The 19,525-nt window shown below is 38.4% G+C and carries 13 protein-coding genes; 5 read left to right on the top strand and 8 right to left on the bottom strand.

The window, feature by feature from the left end:
* From KCG35_RS17095 to KCG35_RS26840, 3 genes are all read left to right on the top strand, one after another.
* Positions 1 to 986: LysR family transcriptional regulator (locus KCG35_RS17095; protein ID WP_309227423.1), on the top strand; the 986-nt coding region annotated here is incomplete at its 5' end.
* Between the two features lie 261 nt (positions 987 to 1,247).
* Positions 1,248 to 1,517, top strand: coding sequence for a hypothetical protein (locus tag KCG35_RS26845; RefSeq protein ID WP_304956759.1), 270 nt, complete (start codon positions 1,248 to 1,250; stop codon positions 1,515 to 1,517).
* Between the two features lie 203 nt (positions 1,518 to 1,720).
* Entirely contained in the window at positions 1,721 to 1,930 is a 210-nt protein-coding gene (locus KCG35_RS26840) for a hypothetical protein (RefSeq protein ID WP_304956758.1), read from the top strand.
* Between the two features lie 45 nt (positions 1,931 to 1,975).
* On the opposite strand, the gene KCG35_RS17085 is transcribed toward KCG35_RS26840, so the two are convergent.
* Positions 1,976 to 2,347, bottom strand: coding sequence for a DUF805 domain-containing protein (locus KCG35_RS17085; RefSeq protein ID WP_215821011.1), 372 nt, complete (start codon positions 2,345 to 2,347; stop codon positions 1,976 to 1,978).
* A gap of 752 nt (positions 2,348 to 3,099) precedes the next feature.
* Between KCG35_RS17085 and KCG35_RS17080 the strand changes: the two genes are divergently transcribed.
* Positions 3,100 to 3,468 carry a hypothetical protein gene (locus KCG35_RS17080; RefSeq protein ID WP_215821010.1) on the top strand — a complete coding sequence of 123 codons (369 nt, stop codon included), beginning with the start codon at positions 3,100 to 3,102 and terminating at the stop codon, positions 3,466 to 3,468.
* Here the strand turns inward: KCG35_RS17080 and KCG35_RS17075 are convergent.
* A complete protein-coding gene (locus tag KCG35_RS17075; RefSeq protein WP_215821009.1) occupies positions 3,463 to 3,879 on the bottom strand; it encodes a VOC family protein in 417 nt (138 codons plus the stop codon). The two genes, KCG35_RS17080 and KCG35_RS17075, sit on opposite strands and share 6 nt — an antisense overlap.
* Positions 3,880 to 4,177: 298 nt before the next feature.
* Here KCG35_RS17075 and KCG35_RS17070 point away from each other — a divergent pair, with 298 nt between their 5' ends.
* Positions 4,178 to 10,870, top strand: coding sequence for a calcium-binding protein (locus tag KCG35_RS17070; RefSeq protein ID WP_215821008.1), 6,693 nt, complete (start codon positions 4,178 to 4,180; stop codon positions 10,868 to 10,870).
* Between the two features lie 64 nt (positions 10,871 to 10,934).
* Here the strand turns inward: KCG35_RS17070 and KCG35_RS26380 are convergent, their stop codons facing one another.
* From KCG35_RS26380 to KCG35_RS17040, 6 genes are all read right to left on the bottom strand, one after another.
* Positions 10,935 to 11,459 carry a CHAP domain-containing protein gene (locus tag KCG35_RS26380; protein WP_215821007.1) on the bottom strand — a complete coding sequence of 175 codons (525 nt, stop codon included), beginning with the start codon at positions 11,457 to 11,459 and terminating at the stop codon, positions 10,935 to 10,937.
* Between the two features lie 73 nt (positions 11,460 to 11,532).
* Positions 11,533 to 12,687, bottom strand: a complete 1,155-nt coding sequence (locus tag KCG35_RS17060; protein ID WP_215821006.1) for a PA0049 C-terminal domain-containing protein — start codon at positions 12,685 to 12,687, stop codon at positions 11,533 to 11,535.
* Positions 12,688 to 13,112: 425 nt separating this feature from the next.
* The gene (locus tag KCG35_RS17055; protein WP_027708804.1) at positions 13,113 to 13,328 is read right to left on the bottom strand and encodes a cold-shock protein; all 216 of its coding nucleotides are present in this window, start codon (positions 13,326 to 13,328) and stop codon (positions 13,113 to 13,115) included.
* Between the two features lie 821 nt (positions 13,329 to 14,149).
* Positions 14,150 to 15,496, bottom strand: coding sequence for an HlyD family type I secretion periplasmic adaptor subunit (locus KCG35_RS17050; RefSeq protein ID WP_215821005.1), 1,347 nt, complete (start codon positions 15,494 to 15,496; stop codon positions 14,150 to 14,152).
* A gap of 42 nt (positions 15,497 to 15,538) precedes the next feature.
* Positions 15,539 to 17,728, bottom strand: coding sequence for an ATP-binding cassette domain-containing protein (locus KCG35_RS17045; protein ID WP_215821004.1), 2,190 nt, complete (start codon positions 17,726 to 17,728; stop codon positions 15,539 to 15,541).
* Positions 17,729 to 17,801: 73 nt separating this feature from the next.
* On the bottom strand, positions 17,802 to 19,502 hold the full coding sequence (locus KCG35_RS17040) for an ATP-binding cassette domain-containing protein (protein WP_215821003.1): 1,701 nt from the start codon (positions 19,500 to 19,502) through the stop codon (positions 17,802 to 17,804).
* Between the last annotated feature and the right edge of the window lie 23 nt (positions 19,503 to 19,525).

Below are 19,525 nucleotides of genomic sequence, written 5' to 3'. Positions count from 1 at the left end.
TAAATCTATATACTTATATCAACATGATCTTTCTCATTATGACTTCAAGACTACATGCGCATATTGGAACTATACGTCAGCTGGAAATCTTTCTTGCGGTTTATGAAGGAGGCAGTATCACAGCAGCATCTGAGACACTTCACCTAACGCAACCGACGGTTTCAATGCAAATCAAAAAGCTGGTTGAAGCCATTGATATGCCTCTCTATGAACAAGTCGGCCGGAAACTTCTCTTTACTGATGCTGGGCACTCGCTGGCTACAACCGCCAAAGACGTTCTCAGTAGTTTTATTGACTTAGAAACAAAACTATCTGACTTACGAGGCCTAAAGGCAGGTACTTTAAAAATAGCTGTAGTTACCACCTCTCAGTACTTTATTCCTCATTTATTAGGGCCTTTTTGTGAGCGTTACCCTGCAATAGACATCCAGTTAAAAGTGGCCAATCGTCAGCAAGTTATTGATCGATTAAGTGCAGGTAAAGACGACTTTTATGTGTTCAGCCACTTACCTGAAGACATAGCCATCGAAACGATTGAATTTCTACCAAACCCTCTTATTGCTATTGCCCCTCAACATCACCCTTTGGCAGCTAAAAAGCGAATTCAACTTGAAACAATCACCGATGCACCTTTTTTAATGAGGGAACAGGGTTCAGGCACTCGCTTCGCCATCGAAGAATTTATGAAAGAGCACCAAATACAGTTTAATCTCAAAATGACCATTGAAAGCAATGAAGCCATTAAACATGCCGTGATGTCTGGCTTAGGCATATCCATCCTTTCTGCCCATACCCTTGCTTTTGGTGGACGCTCAAGGTTAGTGGAATTACCAATCAAAGCACTCCCAATAAAAACGCACTGGTACTTTGCCTGGTTACAAGGAAAACAACTTTCAATTATCGCCAACACGTTTTTAAACTACGTACAGTCGGAAGGAAAGGAAAAGCTATTGTCAGAGCTTAGACGTGAAAAACAAAGCGTTTAACCGTCTAAGTAGAACTTGATCTAACTTAATATACAATCATACTAGGCGACCGGTCTATTCTAAACTGTGATACCCATTCTTATGAATTTGGCTGCCTTTTATTTAATCCGCCTCTAATCAATATATTCATAACAGGGATATATAAAAGGTAACGTACTATAAACCAGGGAATTAACAATAAATCATACTGCTCAGACATTAGAAAATAATCGTCGTATTTTATTAACATCTCGTCCATTTGGTAAACCAACGACAGACAATTTGAAACTTGAAACTACGAATATACCAACACCACAACAAGGTGAAGTATTACTTCAAACAATATATTTATCCCTTGATTCCTATATACAGGGAATGGTGAGTAATACAGAATCTTACAGAGATCAAACTCCTGTATATGGTGTAATGGATAGTGCTACAGTCAGTCGTGTTGTATCCAGCCAACATCCAAATTTCCAGCCTGGCGAGTGGGTATTATCTCATAACGGCTGGCAAGACTATGCGCCATTTCAGATCACTCACAATTATTAAAACTTGGCGAAAGCATGTCCAGAAAGTATTGATATTTACTACGAAAATGTAGGCGGGAAAATCTTTGATGCAGTATTGCCTCTCTTAAACTCAAGTGCTCGTGTGCCTGTTTGTGGACTAATTGCCCATTATAATGAAACTGAACTCCATGCTACCGGATCGTTAGCCTTTATTAATCCGCACATTATTACAAACGCATTCGTATGCAAGGTTTTATTATATTTGACGATTATGGTCACCGTTATAATGAGTTTTTACCACCAATGACTGAATGGATTAATACAGGAAAGATCAAATACTTGGAGCAGCAAATTGAGGGACTCAAAAATGCACCTATGGGGCTATTAGAGGGTAAAAATTTTGGTAAACTAGTGATCAAAGTTGGAAAAGGACCCATTACACACTATGTGTAATGGGCATAGAAGCAAAAAAATATCAAACCCAGTGCAGATAATATATTATACAACAGAATCTTTAGGATTAGCGCCGAAATTATTTTCACCTGGCGTACTATCCAGGAACATAAATACAAGCAAGACAATAATCCCAATTAAAGGAAGCAAACTAATCAATATCCACCAACCACTGCGATCGGTATCATGTAATCGTCTGACAGTGACAGCTAAACCAGGAATAAATACTGCTAAAGAATAAATTCCCCCTAAAAGACCTACCCCTGCATCAGCGCTAATCAATCCAAATACATTATCAAGGACCCCAAGAATAATGCTGATGATTGTAGTAAACAAGAAAAAAAGCCAGTACTCTTTCCTTCTTGCTCTCCCCTCAAATACCGCATACTTTTTTAATACTTCAAGATACCAATTCATGCTTTTACCTTGTTTTTCATAATTGCCTCATAATATAGCTAAACATACATCAGAGGCTTGTTCACGCAATTATACAGCCAGCAGCACATACAGCAACAAACAATGATTATGAGAACGATAACTCATTGTTTTACGTTTAAAACGTACAGCTGATCAGACTAAAAATTAGGGAAATTAATATGACGTCTAACGATATGACTTAGCATATCAATTCTACAATCAAATTTTTATTAATGTTTCCAACAAACTCTCAATTTTAGATTTTCTTTATAACACTGTGTTTATATTAGTTTTTTTCTGTAACTAAAAGCAATGTTAGTGTTAATACAGTAAGCAATCGTGAATAAATACATAGCACATGAGGTCTATCGCTTTAACCGAAATGAATTAATGAAATAAGAGTAAACATAGAGTTCAGCTAAGAGCTGAACTTAATTACATTCATAAGTTAGCCATTGTTTAGTATAGAGCTAACTTTCTTGTAGCCTCCCACAATACATAGTTATTACGATAATAAATTAAAATAATTTTATTTACCTCAATCAGTAAATAACCATCCATATTTCAGATAATTAACATAAACAACAAAGGCAATTCCACTTGATGGCTACATGTTGCTGACTAAACTAAAACATATTATTTTCTGGTGTTATGTGTAGTTCTGACTATGGAGCCAGCAAAGCCTATTGATTTAACAGGTATTTTCATCCCACCACAACCTAAGTTGATCCAGCAGGTTAAAGCGGTTGGTGATGATATTCATAAATTTGCTGACTATTTACCATGAAGCTTATGATGAATCGGTTGATGACATTACTGAGTTTGAAGAAACTCATTTTCAAACTAATCACTGCATTGTCGGCTATTATGTCGCAAAAGCATGGCAGCTGAATAATGATATTGCAGATAAGTCAACCTATTTTAAAAGTAACGACCAAGATGACCTTATTTGCCTGTTAAAAATGGCCGAACATATTTGTAAACTGTATGAAGGTATTGGTGGGCAAACCACAGATCATGAATGGGAGCGAAATAAAGCGATGATTTTAGCGCACATGGGCCTTTCAGATCTGGATTTTGATGACTTACAGGAATCAACTCACGATCAGCTCGGCTTATGATAAAGCGGACTTTAACTCAACCACATTATCATCAGGGTCTTTTATATACAAAGATGGACCTATCCCTTCAGCACCATAACGATCTTCAAAGTTTCCAACAATAAGACCATTTTGCTCTAAATAGCTCTTCAACTGTTCATTTGATATAGGTTCCAAAACCAGGCAAAAATGATCGAGATTCCTTTCAGTTGCAGTCGGCGCACCACCACCTGTACGTCCCAACTCACTGACATCAACAATATCAATTAATGCATTGCCAGCACGTAACTGTGTTAGTCCAATTGATTTAGCTAGCTGGCGTTCTACGACACAGCCTAAAATACTGCAGTAAAAGTCTATCATTACCTGAGGCTGAACCGTTCTCAGTACAATATGGTCGATACCTCTAATATAAACTGTTTTTTTCAACATTTCTCCTCACCTTATCCGCTTTCACTCAGTTAAAACGAAACATTATTTTTTTGAACGAATGTTGTAACTTGCGAGTATAAAATCTGTGAGGAAATAGATTAATTGCAAATCGTTACAAAAATACAAATGTTAAATACAAATCATTCTCATTTTTATCACTATACTGCTGCTCACATTTTTATGTCAGTAAAAACACATAATCACAGGAAAGTTTATGTGCTTTTTGCTGACATAAAACATCAGTCCAATCTCTACCCATAACGAAGGGTATCAAAGTCATAGCATGGAGTTGTAGGATATGACAACTTGGGAAAACCCCTCTACTGAAGGATTACAACGTTGGTTGACTGACACCTATGATGTATCAATTACTGCAATTGATGAAGCTGGTTTCAAGTGGAAAGTTCAGGGTGGATCACTTCCACAAACCATGCGTTTTGTCAGCTTAACGGATGCCAAACAATCTTTAGAAAAAGGCTTCATTCGTCGTCGATCAAAACATTTAGCTTGGCTTTTCCGTAAGTTAAGAGGACGAAATGGACATACTCTTCATTCCCTTGGCAACACGGAATCAGGACCTGTCGTGGTTATTGATGGTGGCGATGACCTGGCAGTAAGCCTTGAAAACTCAGGTCTGCCAAGAAAATTAGTACAAGCGGTACAAGCAACAGGGCTATATCCTGGGTTTATCGCTGTTGTTCACAAAGGCTGGTTAGGCGCAATGGAAGAGCGAAATGAAGCCAGTGAAACGCTTAGTGAATTAAAAAACAAGCTCACCGAGTTGCAAGAAGAATTAATTAGCACGTTAAAAACAGAGCTTGAGTGGAAACATCAACTTATAGAAAACCAACATTTATCTACTGACCAAGAACTCATTATAAAGCACCTACAGTTTAAAAAAGCCTTATTTCAGCAATTCCAAATATTAACTAAAAATGATCAACATCCCGTCAATGATCAACTTATCCAATTGAATGACCTTATTACGTTAATTACCAGTGAACGTCATCGACTGCAAAACCTGATTCATTCCCCTCACAGTCATCAAGATAATTATCCTAACGCTCTCAAAAAATTACTAACGCTTTTAAGTCATAACACGATTTTCGATCCTAAATCACCTCAAACCCAAGATACATTACAAAAGCTTGCAGAATATAGAAGCTTACATGAGGAACGCTGGTTATCGTTTGTTGAAAGCCGACTTGCTGCAAACTTTACAGAGTCAGGTTTAAGTTCAATGTATTGGGGTATGCTAGCATTTGAAAGTCGTGCGACTACACAACTGTTGTCAGGTAATGCAACACTCCCTTTGAGTGAAACAATGGGCGTTATTGGGGATGGTTTTAATGTAATTGGTCAATCACAAATGGTCCTCGCAGGCCTAGCTAAAGCAGGTATAGGCATTCACGAAACCAAAAGCATTCAAGACTGGCTACATACATTACGCAATAATGATCTGCTAAAATCTGATCGCTCACTCAAAGAAGTCAGCAAAATCATTGATCGTTTTTATAGCAATCAACGTAACGCCCATATCGTTGATACGTTTGGTAGTACACTACTCACAGCTGGTCAGTTATGCATGATTTTAGGAGGGCCTTATGGTATTGGCATAAGTGCTTTACTGTTTACTGGTGTTGGTGCAACCATTGGCGGTGTAGGTTTTAGCCAAGCAATGGCACAATATATGAACCGCACCTTTAATCTTATCGAAACACCGACTGATACAGAAAAAGCAATTTTAACGCGCGAAGCAGAAACTAACGAATCACTACGCTCGACATTATTGCGTCGTATTAATGATCTATACCACTTTGCCAAAGACCAAGCCCCAGCCCGAGTTTGGCAAAAAATATATCGACAAATCATTAAAAATCCCGAGTTAACTGTTGATAAGCTATTCAATAAACTTCATAAACAGCTCAATAAAGGAAACGATCACTATCGACAGCTTTATAAAGAAGCATTGGCTAAAATTGAACAATCACCAGATGATATAAAATTAATCGACCACGCACTCAAACTTGCTAAGTCAAAATCAACTTCATTGGATAGCACTACAAATCTACAACATGGTTTAACGCAGTGGGATTTATTTAATCAAATAAGTGGTCACTTAAAAGCATTACATAATAAACAACCTTATCAAACAAAGTCACTCTCCTTAACTGAAAGTGTCGAACAGCTTTTTGCCTTTGCTGATGAGCTGGGTTTTGGTCATGATTTAGAGCGTAGAATTGTTAGTTATTTAGTGAATGATACTGCTGTTCGTCGTAAACTTACAGTCAATACTAGTGACTATATTAGCGAAATAAGTGCTGTAAAAAATAAACTCCCCTGGAATATTCCAAATCCACTCAGCCCTATCATCCATGTGATTGAACTCGTCAGAGGTCCTCGTGCAGAACCAATAAGACCACTTTTTCGTATTTCCTGGGGACATAAAAAAACCAGTGTACTCATGTTTGAGCGGGAAAAATTTCTGAACGACTTACAAAATCCTGAACGATTATCCCCAACAGCACAAGAAGTGTTATACGGACTCTTTTTCCACAAAGAAGGTATTAGCAGCTTATTTGGCCACGATTCTCGTAGTGCTTTTGCCAGCGCATTAAATAGTTTGGGCAAACGAATTTTACGCTCTAATATGTTGCGCCCCATTATGCATGGCATTCGTAACCAGGTTGAATTAAGTGAATTACTTTTCCCTATTCTCGAAGCTGAAAGCCATGCTAAAAACCGATTAGGTTTATCCAGTTATGAGCTGAGTAACGTCTTTTTAGCAGCAGGAAAAGAAAATATAACTCAGGCAATTACTTTTGCGGCTAACCATAATAAATTAACGGTCTTATCTCACTCAACAGATCATCAAAAACAAACAGACTTTATAGAAACAATCCGTACATTACCTGCAGGCGATAAAAACACCCTTGCCAATGGGCAAAAAATTTCACAGTTAATCAATAAACTGCGCGATAATGTCAATAACACGGCGAATCATTCTTCTCAGTTGCTAGAGCTTTCAATTAACGACAGAGTACTGGCAATCATTCAATATAAAAATCATCTTGTAGTCTATGATCCTGCCACAGCCCAAAGCTGGCAACTACCTAAACTGTCCTCCCTAAAAACATTGCTAATCGAACTTGGTCTAAACAAACAACCATGGCAGCTTAATGTTTATCAGCCAGCTCGTTTACAACAAAATCATGTCTCATCTTTACAACAACTGACGAAAACCTACATTCCCGAGTGGGAAACACTTTTATTGGCTGACCAACGATTTGGCCATATTGCTCTTGGTGAGCATAAATTGTCTCGTATTGATTTGTGGCAACTGGGTATCACCCACAATAACCAGTTAATTTCTGCCAATGAATTAGCGACACTCACTAACCTCAATTTGTTAGAAAACCATTCCTTATCATTAAATGCTGAACACATTGAGCAATTATTAAAGCAGGTGAATGGTGATCAAGCAGATCACTTATTATCTTTAACAAAAACATTACTAGTGCCTGATAATGAAAGTTTATCATTAACACTGTCGGGTAATGAAACTACACAACAACGACTCAATTCTCGGCTTAATGCTATTCAGCAGCTTGACCAAGCCAGCACCAAGCTCAATGAAATCAATGATCAGCTATCAAATACCATAAAACATCTACAAAGTATCGAGCAACATGCCAAAACATTTTATGCACCTCAACAGCATGGAAAGCATAAGCTTCAACGTCTAACCGAGCATTTATCTCGAATTAACTTAGGACTTCAGTTAAGCCGATTACCAGGGGGCCTCTATCAAACATTAACCGCAGCTCATGAGGGTGATACTTACAATGCCTCACGAGAAGGTATCGCAGTATCCATGGATACATTGGATGTTACTCTGGATGTCTTAGCCAACAGTCGTCGTATTCAATCTTTATCCAGCCGATTATCCAGTGTTGCCAGAAAATTAGGGGCATTTACCAATTTTGTGGGTGCAGGTATTGGTACATGGTATGCCGTAGATGCTTTCAAAACTGCTGCTAATACTCAAGGTGATGAGCGTATTGATGCTATTGTTTCAGGCTCTTTAGCTGTGGCAGGTACAATCATTTCTGTTGTCACTGGTATTGCATCCTTAGTATCAGCCACTGCTGGTCCTATTGGGGTAGCAATTGGTTTGGCAATCAGTATCGCGCAAGGTATTTATAATGCTGTACGGGTCACTCAAAACTTGCGTTCAGCAGGTATCAGTGAAGGTGACCTGTGGCGTACAGGTGTTGCTGTGTTTTTTGGCTTTCCCGTGCCTGAAGATGTGCAAAATAAAGCTGCCCACAACCAAACCTTTGCTGCTTACCAGGTCCAAATGAATAAGCAGTTCGAGCAGCTTCAAAAAAATGGTATTGATAAACTTGTGTACAGTGAAGGCCATATTGAAACGAGTTATGGCAAAGTCATTGGTGGTATTTCCGGACGACATGACTACTATCAATTATCACCTGAGCAAATGGCTCGCTATAACGCTCACAAACCACCCTATGCACCTGGCCATGTCTTTGGGCAATCACCCAAGCCTGCATTGGTCAAAGCCTTAGATAACTTGAACCCTGATGGTACTACACTCATCATGTTAGGCAATGGTTATGATATGGCCCAAGGCGATTTAAACCGACGAAATATTTTTCAAGTTTCTGGCTGGGGAAGAAAACATCTTTATGGCGGTAATAAGAACGATATTTTCGAATTACTCTATTGGCGTCATGGCGAAGGTAATATCGATAATGGCCGATCTGAATTTATCGGAGGTCAGGGTGAAGATACTTTTTCAATACGTAATTATTTTTCCTCACCTCCAAAGGGATCACATTATTCTGTTAATATCAACCTAACAGAAGGTTCAGGGCGAACAAGTCATACCTATGGTTTTATTATTAAAGATATAGAGCACTTAATTGGTTCAGACCACAATGATCAATTTATTGGTAATGCCAAAGACAATACCCTTACGGGCTTTGCTGGTAATGATAAATTAGTAGGTAACGAGGGCAATGATCACTTAGCAGGTGGTGAAGGCGATGACCAGCTTGAAGGCGGCAAAGGCCATGATAGCTATATTATTCAAACTCAAGATATCATTAATTCGAACAGCATAGACACCATTAATAACTACGATAATCACTACCAGAAAAACTGGCAGGAACTATACGATGATTATTATGATTCAGCAAAATCACTTCGAGATAGAGGTATTAGTTACTTATCGGATGGCTGGCAACATACTATTGATTTTCAAGCGAAACATCATGCAGATTATCATACGCAACACCCTCAAACAGATTTGCCAACCCACCCAACAACAGACTTTCTGATTACAAATCTCAGTACAATATCTGCTAAAAAATCTGCGAAGAATGAGGACTTAATTTTACAGGTTGATACCAGCTGGTTAATATCCCAACGGATCCAACACCAAATATCAGCGCTTTTACAATCGACATCTTCATCAGCAACATTTAAGCAAAAAGCACAAAAAATTATCAAGCAGCAGTTAGCTAAGTACAATCTATCAACGCATTATGTACGAAGTTGGATAGATACACTCGCCTCACATTCATCTAAAGTAGAATACTTTGCTACGCTTGAAGATATTCACTCATTTTTAACATCGCATATAAAAGAAAAAACGCAGTTTGCAACAATCAAAAATTATTTTAAAGGGCATGCTTATCAACACATTTCCCTGATGGACACACTAGGTAATCACTATAATTTCAGTGAAAGTAATTATACTACAACTGACAGTGAAACCTATGAAAACAACCCAATTGTTGTTGATTCATTGCTGTTATCCCATAGCAACATTAAAGATCAAACACGTGTAGACCTTAGCCATCACACGCTACAATTCGATCAACAAGCTATTCAATCCATATTGAGCCAACAAATTAACCACGTTAAAGGCTCTCAAGTAAGTGACATAATAAAAGGAAATCAACAGAGTAATATGCTTGTGGGAGATGCTGGAGTCGATCAGCTCTATGGTGAAGCTGGGGATGATATTCTGGTACTTGGTAAAGATGGTGGATTAGCTGTTGGTGGTCAAGGAGCTGATACTTACCAGATTACAACAGATGATAGTCATTCTTTAATCGATACACGTGCCACTGATGAACAAATGGATTCTATTCAGTTAATTTCAGGTCAGAACAGCTCATTTAAAATTCAGAGTGTTAATAGTCAAATTATTAACGCCAACTACGGGAATACCCAGTTAACAATTAAGCACACATTAAAAAATAACCAGTACTTAGCACTTGTTATCAATAATAGTCAATCAACACATGAAGGAGAACAACATTACACGCTCAATAACAAAGGAGATATTACACTTCAACTGCTTGATTTATCACAAACCTCATCTACTCACTACAGGTTGGACTTAGAACAAAACTGTTATACCTGGTATCAATCAGGGAAACAGGGAAGCGTCAAACTCTGTCATTATAATGCGTTTAAAAAATCCAGCACACTCACTGACTCGCCACTAACTATCAAACTTAGTGATAACGATGATTATGTTAAATTAAGCCATGGTGTATTTATGATAGAAGGAGGCCAAGGCAATGATAATTACACGCTTGATAATACCTACACAACTTTGGTGCTAAATAATCAGCAAATAGATAATGGCTTGGATACCATTCACTGGCAAAGCTTGGACTTAAAACACCTCAGTGTTCAACGTAATGAACAGAGCCTAATTTTGCAAAATGCAGCCCATGAACAGCAAGCAATTATCTTAAAGGGTTGGTTCAACACTAAACATGACATGGTTATCGAAGACCGTCATGGCAAGCAACACCAAGTTAGTCAACTTGCACACGCTATCAGTAACATGCCGGCTGAACATGATAGCTCATTGACGAGTACTAGCAATAACATTAATAGCAATAATAACGTATTAACAGCAACCGCAATGATAAATCGCTTGCCTTAAGTAAAAAAGCCCCTGCACCTATACACATAAAATGATTCGTGAAGGGTATATGTGTAGGGGTTTTTTAGTTCTTAGCTATACGTAGCCAGCCTACTGGTTTACGAGGCGCAATAATTGAAAATACATTTTTTTCATGTGTTAATGAAAAACGTTGTCGAGGTTTTCCAAAAATATTCTGTTGTACCACTTCAACCCACGTTTTTCCAACTTCACTTACCACAGCAACATGACCATACATAGTATCTTGAAATACAAGTAAATCATCCTCCTGTGGAGTCTGCTCCTTACCATTAAAAAATTGTACGAGACCTCTTTGCTTATTTAATTCGCCATGACTTATACTTAGATCAAAAAAATCCTTAGCATGTCCCCAAACATTAGGCATGCGGTGCTCTTTAGCCAAAAAGAAAAAGCGTTTAACAAATTCAACGCACTGCCATTTCTGGCCGAAGTAATAACCATCCTGACTATAATGCCTGCCATAACTTTCAGCATATAACTGCCCATTGTGATAGACAGAAATGCCCTTATGCTGTGTTAATGGCTTGCCTATTTTTGATCGATCTTCAAATAACACATAGCCGATCACTACATTAACTCCTAAACTCACAGCGAATGATTTATAGGGGCTGTGTCAAATGTTAAATTGAAGTAATTTTCTCTTAGACACCTTTCTTAATTATCGTTTTAATTTGCTGAACTATTTTTTTCAACATAGGTTGATTATAGCCATTGAGACGAGGTGTATGCAGGTGCCCCATTGGCACAGTGCTGTGCATTTGTTGTCTTAGCCAAAGCGAGCGGTACGATACCTCATTTGATAAATAGCCACCACCAGAGCCTTCAACTGAAACCTCCCCCTCAAGTTCAGCTAAGCTTTCTGGATAATAAACCCCCGTTAACGTGACAACCCTATGGTTATCACGAATTGCATAAGGATACTGTACTTGTAGCATAGCCTGGACAGGCAGTGAAAACTCAATAAATTCTGGACCTGTTAATTCAGCTCCGTTCAATAGAGGGCGTATTGGCTGACTATAGCTTCCTCCTGAATAAACATTAAGGTTATCAGGTGCTAGTGCAGAACGTCGTAAACCAGGAAAACGTTCCAAGTCAAACGTTGATCGCCCCATGCTTATCGTCATCACCATATTAGCCTGATTGGCTGATAGCACAGGCGCTAATGCTGTTTCAACAATACCTTTATCAAAATCTGCAAAACGTACTGGAAAGTTAATCGCCTGAATTTCAATGTGTTCGTTCCCTACTTGGATCATTGTATTATCCAGCATTAACGCTGTGACACCTGCAGGGTTACTTTGACGAATATTACTATCTAGCTGAAAGGGGTCAAACCCTGTGATAAATACTTTATGTGTCGTGTTGTATTTAAATGTTGACTGTAAAGCTCCTCGACTGGCTAATTCCAGCCGCCATATCAAATGATCAAGTTGACTGGATGTAATATTAAACTGCAGCTCCGTATTTTTTAAACGCTGTGTTAACTGTAATCTACTCCAGTAAAGCGCACGATCATCATAAAGTGAGCCCGCTTGATTATCACTGACAGATTGCTGCCAAAGCTGTTCACCCATACGGTCTACGACTGTCACTAACTGTGAGTAATTAGTGGTGTGTGTTATTTTTTGGGTAAATGTTGAAATAAGTGAATGATACTTGTTCACCTGCTGTGGTATTTGCTGAAGAGCCCGTTCAATCCTTGCTTCTTCGACCGATTGAGATGACCAGCCCTCTGTGGGTAAAAAAGTAAAAACCATACACAGACTTAATATTGAATTACGAACGAGTCTATTCACTTAATCATCCTTGAATATCATTCATCTATGAAAAATTACATGTCCTATAAATAGAAAACCTAAAGCTCACACATTTTTTTTATTCTTATAACAAAGATATACAACAGGTTTTAGATAGTACTATACCCAAAGTAAAGCGTATATAACGCAATGATTTACATACATCAATATTGTTATATTAAGTCACAGAGATGCAGTTTAATGCTTACCAAGCTTAACTCAATACAAAGGACAAAATAGCAAGAGACAGAGCATATCAAGCTATTTAAAAATAGTTAAACTTAAGCCAACATGACTGAAAGAACAAAAGGAAGGATATTTCTACCACAAAGAATAAGAGATACTAATTAGATAAGGAACTAATTCACCCGGTACTGCAAAAAATTATATTACTATAAATATCTTACAGCACCAGGTAGGAATGATTAGGCTACTGGCGTAACATTTTCCGCTTGAGGACCTTTTTGACCTTGAGTTACCTCAAAAGTCACTTTTTGTCCTTCTCTCAAAGTACGTCTTCCAGTACCGTTGATCGCACGGAAATGTACGAATACATCAGAACCACCCTCACGCTCAATGAAGCCGAAGCCTTTCTCATCATTGAACCACTTAACCACGCCAGTAACTAATTGACCAGCCATAAAACCCTCATTTTCACACGATACCAACTTAAAGTTGGTGTTTTCACTTACATCGACAAAATGTCGACATTAATCCAAAGTGGCGAGCTAGCATGGATAAAAGGTTATCCGATTAACTAACAACCAGCTTCGTAGATATGGAACAGTAATGCACTAAGTACAAAACTGCAATCAATCTTAGCGGAAAGAAACAACACAAGGTGTGTTACATATCCGGCTGATAATTAGCTTATAGCCAACTCCGCAGGTTATCAAGAACTGATGATCAGATCTTCACAACTCAGCATCCACGAACAAAACCGGATAACCATCACGCAGTACACTTTCGTCATTAGTTACTAAAATGTAGTTGTTGATGTTCTTGCTATGAGGGTACCTTACATGCCACTACAGCGCTGTTCTACATACCATCAAAGTCTATTACCGTTTGTTCTACGCTAACAATTCGGAATAACCAAACGAAAATACCACTACAAACGATATTAACGTCCAGAACGAATTATGGCCGTCATCACTCCAACTGCTGTTTACATCATGTTTAGCAAACACTGTAGTAGTTCAACAGTCTTTTTGTTTTCTAAACAAGGTGAGTGACTCACCCTTCCTATTCATCCTGCTTGCTTCCACCTCGGTAAGTCTAACACAGACTTATAGAAAAATACCTCTTTTTCTTCTGTGAACAGTATAAAAAAATAACAATTGCCTTTCGTATAAGGTCCTAATGTTCACAAAACAAGTGCAAACTAAGCATTCATATTAACCAAGATCACATAATATAACTGACTAGTTACAAACCTAATTACTTAAAAGTTTGAGGTTACTTATACACCAGCATGCTGCTTGCTTTGTTGCCATAAAGGTTTAAATAAATAGTTCAGAATCGGCTGATAGCCAATACTTATACTTGCCCGAACAGTCATTCCTGGCAAAATTTTATTATCTGACGCTTGATTACCTACAGAATCTGTCGCCAATCCAATGATCACTTTTTGATATGGTGAACCAGCTTCATTAACAAAGGTTGTGTTAGGTAACGATTTTACTTTTCCTTGAACTGCTTCGGAATTGTTAAAATTAAATGTAGCTATAGCAACTAATACTTCTTGGCCGACCTGAAGTGTTTTTATAATTTTCTTATCAACCTTAACCTCTACCATTAGAGATTGATTAAGGGGAACAACTTCTGCAACAATGCCACCAGCAGCTACATGGTTATTTTCTGTGCTCCTTACAGTTTGTATTACCCCTCGAATAGGAGACTTAATTGTCATCTGACGAATACGTTCATCAGCCTGTTCAATTTGATTCAAGACTTTAGTTTGCTGGGTAACAACCTGAGTAAGCTGTTTTGTCCATTGACTTTTAGCCTCTTCCTTGGCACGTTGAAATTGCTGCTGTATGTCATCTAATGCCTGTTTACCTGCCAAGATTGATGCTTTAACTTGCTCTAATGTTGCCGTCACCTCAGACAAATTCTGCTGATCAGTATTAAGCTGTTTATGTGTAATAAAACCCTTTTGCAATAACACTTGCTTAGCTTCAAGAGCTTCCTGAAACTTTATTTTCTTTTTTTGTAACACATATAGACTACTTTGCTCTTCCTTCAGATGCGAGCTTAATTCTGTAATCTGTTGCTTTATTGGAGTCAATTTTGCCAAATATCGCACTCTTTCTTGATCATAGTAAGCTCTCATTTCATCATCCAAAGTAGCTTGGTCCCTACCACTATCAACCCCGTCTAACACGTGTCCTGTTAACAAGGTCCGATAAACCCTCTCCTTCAGTAACAAATGATCGTAGTGTGATTTTAACTTCTTATGCTCAAGCTGATCCTTTGCGGTATCCATTACCAATAACGCTTGCCCAGACTCAACCAACTGCCCTGGCGAGACAAGTACGCTGGCAATATTGCCGCCTTCAAAAAGTTGAATAGTCCTCATATCCCCCTGGGCTATGACACGACCAGTTGCAACTATCCGCTGCTCAACTGACCAAACTGTTCCAGCCACAATAACAATGAGTAACACCCCAAATATTCCCCATAAACTCAGGAATATCCAAGCATTCCCACCTTCTTCCTTAAGCAATGGGTCAGCAAACCAATGAGACTGCTGTCGGGAATGCTGATCAATCACTTGAGCTAATGTTGTAGAAACACCCTTTTCCATTGTTTTTATTCTTCCCATATCATGGCGCTCTAAGCTGTTAGATTAGGCAGTGACTACTTTTTGGTTTGAGTTTTTTTTCTTCTTAAGGAGCTGGTCAGGATGACCAAAATAACGTTGCTTGCCCTCTTCCAACAACAGGACTTTATCCGCAACTTTAAAATGACTGGGTCGCTGCGTAACCAAAAATACCGTCTTTTGTCTACACAACTGCTGTATTGTTTCTAATAGTTGTAATTCAGCCTGGTAACCAAGCCCTACAAAAGGCTCATCCATTAGCAGAACTGGCGCAGGTTTTAGTAATGCCCGAGCAATACAGAGTAGTTGCTGCACATTAACGGGAAGAGCCAAAGGCTGGTTCACATCATAGATAGTCTGTAATCCTTTAGGCAATTGTCTAACAATATCATCAAGATTACACAGCTCAATGACCGACCATAACTCTTCCTCTGTTGCAAGTGGGTTGGCCATCCTCAGGTTATCAGCTAGCGTCCCCTGAAACAGTGCTGGTTTCTGTGGCACATAAGCGCAAAGATATTGCATAACTCCGACAGATAACTGATTAATATTTTGCCTATCAATACGAATCACTCCATCCTTCGCTTGCTGCAATCCAGCCAATAGCATCAACAACGTTGTTTTTCCTGCCCCATTGCCTCCTGTCACAATGACAACTTCACCTGCATTAACATTAAAGTTAAGTTGCTGAACCCCATGATTCGATTGGGGATATAAAAAGTTAACATCTTCAAATGATACTTCACCTTTTACCTGACTAGGGGCATGCCGCGTCATAATTGCTGGATTTACTGAGTCTCGCCACAGCTGAGTAACAGACTGTATTGATAACTTGGCATTTTTCCACTCTGGTAACGTTTTTTTCAACTGTTTAAACGGCGTAAAAAGTTGCCAAAGCAGCAAAGCTACAGCCAAAACTGCACCTACAGAAAGCACACCATTTAAAGCTAACCACATCGTATAGCTTATCGTAACAATGACTGTAGTCCACACAATCCCGTCAATAACATTTTCATAAACGTATCGCTTAAATAGCACTTTAGTTAAATAGCGAAAAACTCGAATTTGCTCTTTTTGAAATCGACCTAACCAAACTTCAACGGGTGCAGCAAAACGCATTGCTCGAAATTGATAAACCACATCGTCTGTATAATGATTATCAGGAACATTCTCTTCAGAATGTACTGGTCGCACCACTTGGTATAAAAACCATAAGACCCCAGCTAAGAAGCCAAACAAAGCAATCCATCCTGCGTCTCCAGCTAACACGAAAATAACGCTAATAAAGAAAACAGCAAAAATTAAGTCAAAGGCTGCCCCTGTATTTATCTCACTCAATAACCAGCTTATAACATTAAACTGTCGTCCAAAATACACTAAAAAACGTTGTCTGGAAATCGACAGGCAATCTGCCGACCCTGACCAGAATTTTTGTAATAACAAACGCATAGATAAGTAATCCACTCGCTTTCCTGCAAAGCGTAAACACGCACTACGTATCTGTCTTACCCCCCACTCCAGTATGATAATTCCCGTAACACCTGCAGTTATCGGAATTAATAAATCCAATCGCTGATTACTCCATACTTGATCAACTACTTGCATAACATAAAGCGGTAACACCAACATTAAACTTGTAATAACCAAGCTCAAAAAGCAGCATATCATCAATACGGGGTATACTCGTTGCCAAGGTTTGTTTAACGATGCTTGTTTTCCTTCTTCAAGCAGGTCATTACTATAACGTGGAACTGTCAACAACCACCCTTTTTTTAATACTTTTAACTTATTTTTATCAGTAACTTTTTCAACCTGTAGACTCTCTAGTGAGTAAATCCACGCCTCCTCTTCACCAACATCAAAAACAATTTGTGCCGGGGCTTGCTTTGGAATATGCATGACAGGAAAAGAGGTATTCTGCCAACTTTTTTTTGATGCTTTACACAGTGTCGACGAAATCCCCAGACGCGCTAATGTATTTCGAATATCGGTTAAATTTGGCTGTTTTTTTTCGGGTAGCGCCGTTAGAAACTCTAATGCATGCAGTGGCCAATGCTGTGCTAATACCAAAATAGGCAAAACTGCAACTAAGTCCGAATGCTGATACCTTTCCTGTAAAGTTGAGTGGCGAAAGGTCGCTAAACGCTCGACTAAAACTTGCTCATAATTAAAGCTATTTTGTTGATCAGCCTGTCTGTAACCTGATCCAAGATACATTATTAATCCTTAATATGTATAAGTCCCATAATTGAGAGCTAGGCTTACTGTACCCATCCTTTACTAAATAAATTTAATGTTGAAAAAGTAATGTCTCACTAACCAAATGGCCTTTATTTAATTCAAATACCTGATCCGCTAAGCGAATTATAGAAGGACGGTGAGAAGCAACCACCATTGTTGTAATACCTTTTAACTGTTTTAATAACCGTATAATGGCCTGATCACCTTTTAAATCAACAGCACTATTTGCATCATCCACGAGTAATACTTTTGGTTGACAAACGATCGCTCTAGCAAAAGCAATACGTTGTACTAAACCCTGTGGTAACGAGTGCTGTTTAGCATCAACCAGTGTATAAAAACCATCGGGTAACTGAGCAATTGCATCAGCAATATTAAGCGTTTTCGCCGATTCAATAGCTAATACTTCCTTGGCTGTACTAAACAAAGTTAGGTTTTCCATAATAGTGCCACTAAATAATGCCGCTTTTTGAGGCAAATATACAACCTGTTGAGTTAAAGCTTCATCATTAAAACTGGCAAGCGGTTTACCATCTAACAGCACTTCGCCTTGATCTGGCTGGATAACACCTCTTAAAATACCCAGCAAGGTGGATTTCCCACTACCATTTTCACTAGAGAGCACCACTAATTCACCAGGATTCATATGCAATGAAACCTGGTATAAAATCCAAGCATTTTCTTCACTATATCGGAAGCTAACACTATTACAGTCTATCCGACCTTGAATAATTTGTAATGCAGTTTGTTTTACAGAAGATTTAATAGTAGGCACGTCAAGTAATGATTTAATATTCAACAACTCGTGTTTTATTCTTTGTCGACGCTCACAAACGAATGCTATTGATGAAATACTATAAAGGCTACAAAGGGACAAGCTTATACAAGCAACAAGCGCACCTAAGCTTATTTGCTGTTTGCAAAGCAGTATTCCACCATAAGCTGTGCAAGCAATAATTACGAGTTTAATAATCAGAGATAAACTATTCTGCAACTTCGCAAAAGAGTGGTTAACCACCGTTTGTAGCTCTACTTTCTGAGCATAACATGCTTCATAACGACTCTTCAGCAAAGTCGATAAATACAATGCTTTTGCGGTATACCACCCATGTAATAAATTAATCAAGTGATCATAAAAATCCTGTGATGCTGAGTGTAATGAAGGCATTGTTCGAGTAATCTTAACGACAAAATCGATTAATAACAGCGATGAAATACCTAAAGCGATAAGTGGAATAAATACTAAAGACCAACCTAACCAACCTATCAGTAAACAATAAATTAATATCCAGCCAACACCTACGGTAATACACCAGGATTGCCCAAGATAAAACGCATGCAGTGCTTTAGTAGCCTGAAAACCACGCAATAAACGGGTATAACCTAACTGCTCTAGACTGGTTAGTTTACCTTGTAATAACGTTAAGTACTGTAAACGACTTAATGCATAATCTAACTTTGCGGTATAACGACTAATAAGAAAACTTTGTAATAACTGGACAGCAATCAACATAATAACCAAAATTATTGCTGCTACTGTTACACCACCAAACTCTCCATTTTGTAAATGTATGGTTCGTTGTTCGTTGACAACAACGAACGTATCTATAGCGTACATCAAAACCAGCGATAGCATCAGACTAATAAAACCAATTAAAAACGCTGCCAAAATAATATGCCAGTGCAATAAGCCAGTTTTTAATTCAGGCAAATAGGTTTGCATCATATTTTGCAGAGAAGTGGTCTGCATTATGCCCCCTCTATTCTATTTTT

This window comes from Zooshikella harenae (genome assembly GCF_018837975.1).
GTDB lineage: Bacteria > Pseudomonadota > Gammaproteobacteria > Pseudomonadales > Zooshikellaceae > Zooshikella > Zooshikella harenae.
The sequence above is the reverse complement of the archived record's forward strand: the minus strand, read 5'-3'. Positions and strand labels throughout refer to the sequence as shown.

What these genes read in the sequence shown, in the direction of transcription:
- KCG35_RS17075 (WP_215821009.1), bottom strand. Translation starts at nt 3,879, where the DNA reads ATGTTGAAAAAAACAGTTTATATTAGAGGTATCGACCATATTGTACTG.
- KCG35_RS17085 (WP_215821011.1), bottom strand. Translation starts at nt 2,347, where the DNA reads ATGAATTGGTATCTTGAAGTATTAAAAAAGTATGCGGTATTTGAGGGG.
- KCG35_RS17070 (WP_215821008.1), top strand. Translation starts at nt 4,178, where the DNA reads ATGACAACTTGGGAAAACCCCTCTACTGAAGGATTACAACGTTGGTTG.
- KCG35_RS17080 (WP_215821010.1), top strand. Translation starts at nt 3,100, where the DNA reads ATGATATTCATAAATTTGCTGACTATTTACCATGAAGCTTATGATGAA.
- KCG35_RS17045 (WP_215821004.1), bottom strand. Translation starts at nt 17,728, where the DNA reads ATGTATCTTGGATCAGGTTACAGACAGGCTGATCAACAAAATAGCTTT.
- KCG35_RS26840 (WP_304956758.1), top strand. Translation starts at nt 1,721, where the DNA reads ATGCAAGGTTTTATTATATTTGACGATTATGGTCACCGTTATAATGAG.
- KCG35_RS17050 (WP_215821005.1), bottom strand. Translation starts at nt 15,496, where the DNA reads ATGGAAAAGGGTGTTTCTACAACATTAGCTCAAGTGATTGATCAGCAT.
- KCG35_RS17040 (WP_215821003.1), bottom strand. Translation starts at nt 19,502, where the DNA reads ATGCAGACCACTTCTCTGCAAAATATGATGCAAACCTATTTGCCTGAA.
- KCG35_RS17055 (WP_027708804.1), bottom strand. Translation starts at nt 13,328, where the DNA reads ATGGCTGGTCAATTAGTTACTGGCGTGGTTAAGTGGTTCAATGATGAG.